Consider the following 11,064-nt stretch of genomic DNA (forward strand, 5'->3'; position numbering starts at 1 on the left):
GGCCAATTCTTCGACCAATTTCCTCAACGGCGGCGAGACGCTGAAGCTCGTCTATCGCGTCGCGGTCGACGACGGTCACGGCGGCTCCACCACCCAGGACGTCACCATCACGATTCTCGGCGTCAACCATCCCGTCGTCATCACCAGCGGTCCGGAATCGTCCACCGTGACCGAGCTGGATGCCACCACGGGCTCATCAGTGCCGGACACGACGCCGRCGATCCCGGCGGGCACGCTCGCTTTCACCGACCAGGACACCAGCGACATGCATACGGTGACAGTCACGCTCGGTTCGACCTCCGGGGCGACGCCGCCGGCAGCGACGCAGGCCGATCTTGCCGCCGCGCTGACGACCACGCTGCACGATTCCACGGGCACCGGCACTGGCAGCATCGACTGGAATTTTGCCATTGCCGACCAGGACCTCGATTATCTTGCCGCCAATGAGACGCTGACGGTGAACTACAATATCAAGGTCGCCGACGGCTCGACCAATTCGACGCAGACGGTCTCGGTCGTCATCACCGGCGCCAACGACGCGGTCGCGATGACCAGTGGACCGGGATCGGCCTCGCTGTCGGAGCAGGCCGGCGTAACCGGATCGCAGTCGCCCGATACCACAAGCCCGGTGCCGACGGGAACGCTGAGCTTCGACGATGTCGATCTGTCGGACACGCATTCGGTCAGCGTGGTGCTGGATTCGGCGGTGTGGTCGGCCAACACCTTCGCCATCCCGGGTCAGACCCTGGTGGACCTCCAGTCGGCGGTCTTCACCGTGCTGCATGACTCGACCGGCACCGGCCATGGCGGCATCGACTGGGGCTTCAGCATTGCCGATGCCGATCTCGACTTCCTGAGCGTCGGCGAGACGCTGACGGTGCAATATGACATCATCGTCGCGGACGGCTACACCAGCTCGACCCAGACCGTCACCGTCACCATCAACGGTGCGGCCGATCCGCTGGTGGTGACGCCGGTGAGCATTGCTGCGTCCGATACGGCGGGCCCCGATGCCGGCACGGGAATCGCAACCGGCGCCATCTTCGACGTCATCCAGCCGGTCGACCTGAGCACGCCGCGGACCGTCAGCGAGGTCAACGGCAGCGCCGCCAATGTCGGCCATTCGGTGGCCGGCGCGCATGGAACGCTGGTGCTCAACGCCGACGGCTCCTACGGCTATGTCGCCGATTCATCGGTCGACGCACTGCTCGCAGGCGATAGCGTCACCGATCAGTTCACCTTCACGGTCGATGACGGCCAGGGCCATCAGGCCTCGACCACGCTGACCTTCAACATCGACGGCGCCAACGACAATCCGTTGGTCACCGTGGCCAATCTGTCCGGATCGGTCACCGAGGACGCCGGCCCGCCGGTGATCCTCAACGGCGATTTCGAGACCGGAAATTTCGCCAATTGGACGGTGAGCGGCGGCCACATCCACGTCGCGCAGCTCGAGCTCGGCGGCAGCTTCGGCCATTATTCGGTCGAGCTCCTGCCGACGACCGGTCCGGAATCGCTGTCGCAGAACGTCTCGACCACGCCCGGCCAGCACTATTTCATCAGCTTCGACGTCATCGGCGATCCCGAGGGCGTCAACACGCCGTTCTCGGTCTCGTGGGACGGCGCGACGATCCTGTCGCTCGGCAACGTGCCGGCCGGCGTCAACCACTATTCCTTCGATCTCATCGGCGACGCCTCGCTGCCGTCGACGCTGCTGCAGTTTTCCTACGAGGACGATGCCACCGGCATGATCCTCGACTCCGTCAATGTTAGCCCGGCGACGGGACCCGCCACCGAAGCCACCGCGGGCTCGCTGCTGTTTTCCGACGCCGAGACGGGAGATACGCACAGCGCAAGCTTTGTGGCGAACGGCAGCGGTTATGTCGGCACGTTCACGCTCGATCCGATCAGCGAGGCCGGCGGCACCGGGTCGCTCGTCTGGCACTACACCGTGAACAATGCCGATATCCAGTTCCTGGCGCAGGGGCAGGTGCTGACCCAGGACTATCTGGTGACGATTGCCGACAACAATGGCGGGTCGACCACGCAGGACGTCACCGTCACCATCAACGGTACCAACGATGCCCCGACCGCGGTGAGCGAAACCGTGATCACCGATGTCGGCGCCAGCGCGACGGTCGAGATTCCCGGCTGGGCGCTGGCTCTGAACGATACCGACCCCGACACCATCGACCATCTCTCGTTCGGCAATATCACGACGAGCTCTGGCGGCAGCGCCGTCAAGTTCTTCGGCGATGCGTTCTTCGGTGACGATGCGACGCTCGGCGGCTCGTTCAACTACACGGCATCCGACGGGACGACGACGTCCGCCACGACCGCGACCGCCACCGTCATCAACAACGTCGCCAGCGCGGCGGTGCTGAACGGGACCGGCGGCGACGATATCCTCATCGCCACCAACGGGACCGAGGCCCTGAACGGCGGCGGCGGCAACGATATCCTGATCGGGACGGCGGCCGGCCATGTCATGACCGGCGGCGGCGGCAACGACACCTTCGCGTTCCTTCAGCCACCGACCGCACCCGGCCAGATCATGGATTTCAACAACACCACCGAGCACGACCGTATCGCGATCTCGGCGAGCAGCTTCGGCGRCGGCCTGGCGGCGGGGATGGACGTGACGTTCGAGACATCCGGCGACGACGCGTTCTCTGGATTCTCCCAGTTCCATTTCGATACCGGCAACCAGACGCTGTACTACAGCGCCGACGGGACCCAGGGCTCTGCGGTCGCCGTCGTCAGCGTCCAGAGCGGCGTGCTGCTCAACCAGCACGACATACTGGTCGTATAGGCGGTCGCGACCGAAGCCTGAGACGCGGGCCCCGAAAGGGGCTCGCTTTTTTTGTCGCGCCAGTCTCATTCCAAAGTCATAAGGGGGATGACGCCGGGCGGCTTGAACTCGGTCGAATTCGCCAGCACAATGGGCAGTTGAATTCACCTCTGAATTCCAATCCGAACAAGAACATAGGGAAGACGCGCGTGGGACATGGAATGAAGGCCGCGATCACGCTGGGAGCCGCGCTTTGGGCTGCACCGGCTTTTGCCGGCTGGGAGCCGACAAAACCCGTCGAGATCGTGGTGGCGGCGGGCGCGGGTGGCGCCTCCGACCAGATGGCGCGGATGATGCAGGCGGCGATCCAGAAGAACAATCTGATGAAGCAGCCGATCGTGGTCTCGCTCAAGGGCGGCGCTTCGGGCGCGGAAGCGTTGATGTACATGAAATCCAGCGACGGCGATCCGAACAAGGTGCTGATCGCCTATTCGCTGATCTACATGCTGCCGCTGTCGGCGAAGATCCCGTTCAACTGGCGTGAGCTGACCCCGGTCTCGGTGGTCGCGCTCGACCAGTTCGTGCTGTGGGACAACAGCGCAGGTCCCAAGACGGTGAAGGAATTCGTCGAGGCCGCGAAGGCCGCGAGCGCGCCGTTCAAGATGGGTGGCACCGGCTCCAAGCGGGAGGATCACGTCCTGACCGTGTTCCTGGAGCAGAAGACCGGCGCGAAATTCTCCTACCTGCCCTACAAGTCCGGCGGCGAGGCCGCGACCCAGCTGGTCGGCAACCACACCGAATCCAACGTCAACAACCCGAGCGAAAACCTCGAGGTCTGGCGCGCCGGCCAGGTGCGTCCGCTCTGCGTGTTCGACAAGGAGCGCATCTCCTACACCAGCAAGGTGACGGACACGCAATCCTGGGCCGACATCCCGACCTGCAAGGAAGAGGGCGTCGACGTGCAGTATCTGATGTTGCGCGCGATGTTTCTGCCCGGCAAGGTCACGGCTGAGCAGCAGGCGTTCTATGTCGATCTGTTCCACAAGGTGACGCAGACCACGGAATACAAGGACTACATGGAAAAGCAGGCGCTGAAGCCGATCTTCCTCACCGGCAAGGACATGGTGCAATTCCTCGAGGAGGACGATGCGCTCAACAAGTCGCTGATGACGGAAGCGGGATTCGTCGCGAAGTAAGATGCTCTACTCCCTCGCCCCGTTCTTACGGGGAGAGGGTTGGGGTGAGGGGCTCTCTCCGCGAGTCCAATGCTCACCGTCCCTGCGGAGACTCCCCCTCACCCCAACCCTCTCCCCGCAGGCGGGGAGAGGGAGAATTGCCCGCACTCCGTCCCCAACAGAAAATGTCCCAAACCGATCTTGAAATCGTCGTCGACGATCCGACCGCGCCTGAAGACGACTCGCCTTCCGTCGTCAGCTCCGGCACGGTCGAAATCGTCGTCTCTCTGCTGCTGCTCGCGCTGGCCGTCGCGCTCGGCTACGACAATTGGCGCACCGGCGCCTCCTGGGATTCGACCGGGCCGGAGCCCGGCTATTTCCCGTTCTACCTCTCCGTCATCCTCGGCGGCGGTAGCCTCTACGGCCTGATCGCGGCGCTCGTTGCGCGCCGTGCTGCATCCGAAACCTTCGTGACCCGCGCGCAAGCTCGCCGCGTGATGGCGGTGTTCGCGCCGACGCTGCTGTTCTGCCTGGTGATGCAGTTCCTCGGCCTCTATGTCGCGAGCTTCCTCCTGATCGCCGGCTTCATGTGGCTGGTCGGCCGGATCGCGCTGTGGAAGTCGCTGCTCACCGCCTTCCTGTTCACGGCGATCATGTTCGTCACTTTCGACATCGCCTTCGACGTCATCATGCCGAAGGGACCGCTCGAAGCGGCCTTCGGCTACTAGGGCGGTTGCGATGGAAGCGTTCGGTCTCCTGGTTCACGGCTTCGCCGTCCTGCTCACGTGGAAGACGCTGGTGCTGATGATGGTCGGGCTGGTGCTCGGCATCTTCGTCGGTGTGCTCCCCGGCCTCGGCGGCCCCAACGGCGTGGCGATTCTCTTGCCGCTCACCTTCACGATGGATCCGACCTCGGCGATCGTGATGCTGTCCTGCATCTACTGGGGCGCGCTGTTCGGCGGCGCCATCACCTCGATCCTGTTCAACATTCCCGGCGAAGCCTGGTCGGTCGCGACCACTTTCGACGGCTATCCGATGGCGCAGCAGGGCAGGGCGGCGGAGGCGCTGACCGCGGCGTTCACGTCCTCCTTCATCGGCTCGCTGGTCGCGGTGCTCCTGATCACCTTCCTGGCGCCGATGATCTCGTCCTTTGCGCTGAAGTTCGGCCCGCCCGAGTTCTTCGCGGTGTATCTGTTGACCTTCTGCTCGTTCGTCGGCCTCGGCCGCGAGGCCAAGCACAAGACGGTGATCTCGATGTCGCTGGGGCTGCTGCTCGCGGGCATCGGCATGGATACTGTGTCGGGCAATCTGCGCATGACATTCGGCTCGTCCGAGCTGCTCCGCGGCATCAACTTCCTGGTCGCCGTCATCGGCCTGTTCGGCATCAGCGAGATCCTGCTGACGATGGAGGAGCGGCTGGCGCTGCGCGGCCATGCGGCAAGCATCTCGCTGCGCGTCGTGCTCAGCGTCTGGAAGGACCTGCCGAAATACTGGGTGACGCTGCTGCGCTCTTCCTTCATCGGCTGCTGGCTCGGCATCACCCCGGGCGGGGCGATCGCGGCCTCCTTCATGGGCTACAATCTCGCCAAGCGCTTTTCCAAGGATCCCGAGAGTTTTGGCAAGGGCCGCATCGAGGGCGTGTTCGCGCCGGAAACGGCGGCGCATGCCTCCGGCACCGCGGCGCTGCTGCCGATGCTGGCGCTCGGCATTCCCGGCTCCGGCACCGCCGCGATCCTGCTCGGCGGCTTGATGGTGTGGGGGCTCAATCCGGGACCGCTGCTGTTCGTCGAGCACAAGGATTTCGTCTGGGGCCTGATCGCCTCGATGTATCTCGGCAACGTCGTCGGCCTCGTGCTGGTGCTGACGACGGTGCCGATCTTCGCCTCGATCCTGCGCGTGCCGTTTGCCGCGGTGGCGCCGATGATCGTGGTGTCCTGCGCGATCGGCGCCTATGCGATCCAGAACGCGATGTTCGACATCTGGCTGATGCTCGGCTTCGGCGTCGTCGGCTACGTCTTCAAGAAGATCGGCATTCCGCTGGCGCCGTTCACGCTGGCGCTGGTGCTGGGCAACCGCGCTGAAGATGCCTTCCGCCTGTCGATGATCGGCTCCGGCGGTGACCTCAAGGTGTTCTGGTCGAACGGCCTGGTTGGCTCGATTACAACCTTGGCGATCGTGTTGCTGTTCTGGCCAGTGATCGACGGTTTGCTTGGCCGCGTCGGATGGTCGCAAGGGTCTAAAGCGACATCGCGATAAGTCCGAATGATAACTGATTTCAACCACATAAGGGGGTGATGTCGCTGTAGTCCGGGCGTCACTCGCCCGGATTGTTTCTGGTTGTTGCTGGCCCGGCACAGCCCATGGGCGCCCCCCGGCGTATGTTTGATCACGAAATTGTGCGGAGGGGGAATCTCCATGAAGCGGATCGTGATTGGAATGGCAGCGGCGATGTCGCTGTTCGCGACGGGCGCGCTGGCGGCCGATCTCGGGGCCAAGCCCTACGTCAAGGCGCCGGTCATGGTCGATCCGGTCTGGAGCTGGACCGGCTTCTACGTCGGCGCCAACGGCGGCTACAGCTGGGGCCGGTCGCGTACCGACGTCTCCTATTTCAACTCGGCAACCGGCGCCGCGATCGCGCCGCCCGCCGGCTCCATCACCAATGCGTCGTTCGACATGAACGGCGGCATCGCCGGCGCTCAGGCCGGCTACAATTGGCAGCGCGCCAACTGGGTGCTCGGCGTCGAAGGCGACATTCAATGGTCGGGTGAGAAGGGCAGCGCCGGCTATAGCTGCTTGGGTTCTGCCGTTCCGCCGATCCCCGGACCCTGTCTTCCCGTCTTCACATTCCTTCCGCCCGGCGGCGCGGCCGGCACGACCTTGACGGTCGACCAGAAGCTCCAGTGGTTCGGCACGGTTCGCGGTCGCGTCGGCATCCTGGCGACCCCGAAGGTGCTGTTCTACGGCACCGGCGGCGTGGCCTTCGGTGAGATCAAGACCACGGGCACCATGTCCAGCTTCAGCCTTGTCGCGCCCTTCGGTCCGATTGCGTCGGTCGGCTCAAGCTCCACGACGCGCGTCGGCTGGACCGCCGGCGTGGGTATCGAAGGCAAGATCACCCAGAACTGGAGCGCCAAGCTCGAATACCTCTACATGGATCTCGGCAGCTTCTCGACCGGCCCGTTCACCTTGTCGCCCGCTTTGCCGATCAGCGCCAACGTGTCGTCGCGCTTCACCGATCACATCCTGCGCGCTGGCATCAACTATCAGTTCGCTGGCCCGGTTGTCGCGAAGTACTGAGCACGACTGAAATCAACAGAGGCGTCCAACAAGAAGCAAAGCCCGGCTCACGCCGGGCTTTGTCGTTTGCGGCGGACATCGTGACGGGGCCCAAGGGCCTCAAACCACCTTCGCGTCTCTGAGCCTGGCGATCTCGTCCGCGCCGAAGCCGAACTCTTTGAGCACCTCATCCGTCTGCTCGCCGAATTCCGGCGGCCGCGCCACCATCTTGCTCGGCGTGCGCGACAGCGTGACGGGCTGGCCGACGAGGCGGATGTGGCGGTCCTCGTCGTTCGGCACGTCCTGCGCGATGCCGAGATGCCTGACCTGCGCGTCCTCGAACATCTGGTCGATAGCGTAGATCGGTCCGCAGGGCACGCCGGCCTCGTTGAACTCCCTGACCCAGGTCTCGGTTGATTTCGTCACCGTGCGCTGCTCGATCTCGGCGTTGAGCGCGTCGCGGTTCTTGGAGCGGCTAGGCGCCGTCGCGTAGTCGGGATGGCTGTAGAGCTCCGGCGCGCCGATCGCCTGCGCGCAACGCTCCCAGATCCGTCCGCCGGTGGTGGCGATGTTGATGTAGCCGTCCGAGGTCTTGAACACGCCGGTCGGAATGCTGGTCGGGTGGTTGTTGCCGGCCTGCCTGGCGACCTCCTTCTCCATCAGCCAGCGCGCGGCCTGGAAGTCGAGCATGAAGATCTGCGCCTGCAGCAGCGAGGTCTGCACCCACTGGCCTTTGCCCGAGACCTCGCGCTCCAGGAGCGCGGTGAGGATGCCCATGGCGCAGAACAGGCCCGCCGTGAGGTCGGCGACCGGAATGCCGACCCGCATCGGGCCTTCGCCCGGCGCGCCGGTGATCGACATCAGCCCGCCCATCCCCTGCGCGATCTGATCGAAGCCCGGCCGCTTATGATAGGGCCCGTCCTGGCCGAAACCGGAGATGCTGCCATAGACGATGCGCGGGTTGATCTCGCGCAGGCTCTCATAGTCGATGCCGAGCTTCTTCTTCACGTCGGGCCGGAAATTCTCGACCACCACGTCGGCCTTGGCGGCGAGGCGCTTGAACACGGCAAGCCCGCGCTCGTCTTTCAGGTTGAGCGTCATGGCCCGCTTGTTGCGATGCAAATTCTGGAAATCGGACCCCTGCCGCGGGCCCCCCGGCTGCTCGCCGCCGGTGTCCTCGGTCAGCGCGTCGATCTTGATGACATTGGCGCCCCAGTCCGCGAGCTGCCGCACGCAGGTGGGCCCGGAGCGGACCCGGGTCAGATCGAGCACGGTGAAGCGCGACAGGGCTTCCGAGGCATGCGGAAAGGGCATCTTTGAAGGGCTCCGGGGACAGATGACGTGCCCACCATAGAGCCGAAACATCACGCGGCAAGACTGAGCCGACGCGGATGCCGCCTGTCAAAATGCAGTGCCTGACGGGGTCTGGCCTGCGGCTTGCTGCGATGCGTGACCGATCAGCGCGACAGGCGCTTCAGTTCGGCACGCGCCTTCTCGGCCAGGGGATCGTCGCCGTGGCGCGCGATGAAGAGCTCGAATGCCTCCCGCGTGCCCTGCTGACGGGCGGCCTCGTATTCCTCGGCGACCGCCGCCGAAGGATCGCGGGCGGGTGGAACCGTGGGCGCGCGTACCGCGTTGCCGTTGTCGTCCGCGTTGGCCTTCCCGACCATGACAGGCAGTCCTCCGAAAGGGCGATGATCCGGCCCGGCGAGCGCCACCAGGGCGCCGAGCAGGCCGGCCGAGAGTGGACCCAGTTTCATGGTTTCCCTTGCAAATCGCGCGGGTGGCCGGAACCGGTATCCCCGTCCTGGCCCGTACGACTACGAATTTGATGGCTAACACGGCCTTACGGAAGGAGTCCGGGCCGGGTCGCCAAAATTAAACCAAACGTTTAGCTCTCAAGCTAGAGTCTGCTCTCCGCGCCCCGAATCGAACGGGGCTTGCTGCTTCGGAGATTGCCTTGGCTACCGCCGTCACGGTCAGTAGGACCAACAACGCAGATATCGACGGCATGCTCTCGGGCGTCAAATGGTCCGGCACGATCACTTACAGCTTTCCGGACTCGCCCAGTGACTACGCCAATCCCTACAGCGGCGGCGACGGTGAGCCGACGACGCCGGGTTTTGCCTCGGCGCCAAGCCAGATGCAGGCGGCGATCAATTACTCGATCGGACTGATCCTCGGCTACACCAACGCCGACATCCAATACGCCGGGACGAACGGCGCCGACATCATGGTCGCGCAGTCGCCGGCGGCCAATCCGACCTCCTACGCCTATTACCCCGGCAACTACGCGTCCGGCGGCGACGTCTGGTTCGGAACCGCCTACAACTATTCGCTGGCCGCGCTCGGCAATTACTATTTCACGACCGCGCTGCACGAGCTCGGACACGCCCTCGGTCTCAAGCACAGCCAGGAAACCGGCGGCGTCGCCAACGTCGCGGTGCCGAGCGCGCATGACGACAGCGAATACACCGTCATGAGCTATCGCAGCTATGTCGGCGGTCCGCTGACCGGCTACACCAACGAGGCCTACGGTTATCCGCAAACCTACATGGCCAACGATATCCTCGCGCTGCAGACGATGTACGGCGCGAACTTCACGACCCAGAGCGGGACCACCGTCTATACCTGGAGCCCGACCACCGGGCAGGAGTTCATCAACGGCGTCGGCCAGCCGGCCGACAATGGCGGTGCCGGCGGCTCGGCCAACCGCATCTTCGAGACGATCTGGGACGGCGGCGGCGTCGATACCTACGACCTGTCGAACTACACGACGAACCTGAGCATCAACCTCAATCCCGGCGCGTCGTCGGTGTTCTCGTCGGTTCAACTGGCCAATCTCGGAAGCAGCCATTACGCGTCGGGCAACGTCTACAACGCCTATCTCTACAACAATGACGCGCGCTCCTACATCGACAACGCCATCGGCGGCAGCGGCAACGATACGATTATCGGCAATGCCATCGCCAACACGCTGAACGGCGGCACCGGCAATGACACGATCACCGGCGGCGGCGGCAACGACACCATCATCGGCGGCTCGGGCACCGACACCGCGGTGTATTCGGGCGGCCAGGGCAGCTACGCGATCTCCTACAACGCCTCGACGCAGACCTTCACGCTGATCGACCAGCGCAGCGGCTCACCTGACGGCACCGATACCGTCACCGGCGTCGAGTATTTTCGGTTTGCCGATGGCACGGCCGCGGGCTCCAGCTTCCTGCCGAGCACGATCGAGACGTTCGGATCGACCAGCCTGGTCCTGTCTGGTGGCAATTACCACCTCAACAGCATCAGCACGGGCACCGGGCCCGTGCTGAAGTATGCGGGCAGTCCGGTGATCGCCGCCAATTGGGGATCATGGTCTGTGGTTGGCGCCGAGCAGGTGTCGGGCGGCGGCTATGATGTCGCCTGGAAGTACGCACCGGACGGACATTTCTCGATCTGGAGCACGGACAGCAACGGCAACTTTGTGGCCACGCTCGCCGCTGCGCCGGAGGTGTCAGCCACCGACSCGTCGCTGARGGCGCTGGAGACGACATTCCATCAGGATCTCAACGGCGACGGCACGATCGGTCTTCCGGTCGCTGTGACCAGCGACGTCACGATCGAGTCGGCCGGATCGACCAGCCTGGTGCTGTCCGGTGGCAATTATCACCTGAACAGCATCAGCACGGGCACCGGGCCCGTGCTGAAGTATCTGGGCAGTCCGGTGATCGCCGCCAATTGGGGATCATGGTCTGTGGTTGGCGCCGAGCAGGTGTCGGGCGGCGGCTATGATGTCGCCTGGAAGTACGCACCGGACGGACATTTCTCGAT

General features: G+C 64.4%; 8 protein-coding genes. 6 read left to right on the plus strand and 2 right to left on the minus strand.

Going from position 1 to position 11,064, the window contains the following annotated elements; translation table 11 throughout:
• The 5 genes from ACXJL8_RS21285 to ACXJL8_RS21305 form a co-directional block, all read left to right on the plus strand.
• On the plus strand, nt 1–2,812 hold a 2,812-nt coding region (locus ACXJL8_RS21285; RefSeq protein WP_456685520.1), incomplete at its 5' end, for a beta strand repeat-containing protein.
• A gap of 200 nt (nt 2,813–3,012) precedes the next feature.
• A complete protein-coding gene (locus ACXJL8_RS21290) occupies nt 3,013–3,987 on the plus strand; it encodes a tripartite tricarboxylate transporter substrate binding protein (protein ID WP_456622688.1) in 975 nt (324 codons plus the stop codon).
• Nucleotides 3,988–4,151: 164 nt separating this feature from the next.
• Complete coding sequence (locus tag ACXJL8_RS21295; protein ID WP_456622689.1) at nt 4,152–4,694, plus strand: tripartite tricarboxylate transporter TctB family protein; 543 nt, start codon at nt 4,152–4,154, stop codon at nt 4,692–4,694.
• Between the two features lie 10 nt (nt 4,695–4,704).
• Nucleotides 4,705–6,222, plus strand: coding sequence for a tripartite tricarboxylate transporter permease (locus ACXJL8_RS21300; RefSeq protein WP_456622690.1), 1,518 nt, complete (start codon nt 4,705–4,707; stop codon nt 6,220–6,222).
• A 159-nt stretch (nt 6,223–6,381) separates the two neighbouring features.
• Nucleotides 6,382–7,263, plus strand: a complete 882-nt coding sequence (locus tag ACXJL8_RS21305) for an outer membrane protein (protein WP_456622691.1) — start codon at nt 6,382–6,384, stop codon at nt 7,261–7,263.
• Nucleotides 7,264–7,362: 99 nt separating this feature from the next.
• Here the strand turns inward: ACXJL8_RS21305 and ACXJL8_RS21310 are convergent, their stop codons facing one another.
• Nucleotides 7,363–8,556 carry a CaiB/BaiF CoA transferase family protein gene (locus ACXJL8_RS21310; protein WP_456622692.1) on the minus strand — a complete coding sequence of 398 codons (1,194 nt, stop codon included), beginning with the start codon at nt 8,554–8,556 and terminating at the stop codon, nt 7,363–7,365.
• Nucleotides 8,557–8,699: 143 nt separating this feature from the next.
• Nucleotides 8,700–9,002 carry a hypothetical protein gene (locus ACXJL8_RS21315; protein ID WP_456622693.1) on the minus strand — a complete coding sequence of 101 codons (303 nt, stop codon included), beginning with the start codon at nt 9,000–9,002 and terminating at the stop codon, nt 8,700–8,702.
• A gap of 200 nt (nt 9,003–9,202) precedes the next feature.
• On the opposite strand from ACXJL8_RS21315, the gene ACXJL8_RS21320 reads away from it, so the two are divergent.
• Nucleotides 9,203–11,064 (plus strand): M10 family metallopeptidase C-terminal domain-containing protein (locus ACXJL8_RS21320; protein ID WP_456685521.1); only part of this gene is annotated, 1,862 nt, incomplete at its 3' end.

The organism is Bradyrhizobium sp. P5_C11_2, from assembly GCF_054049755.1.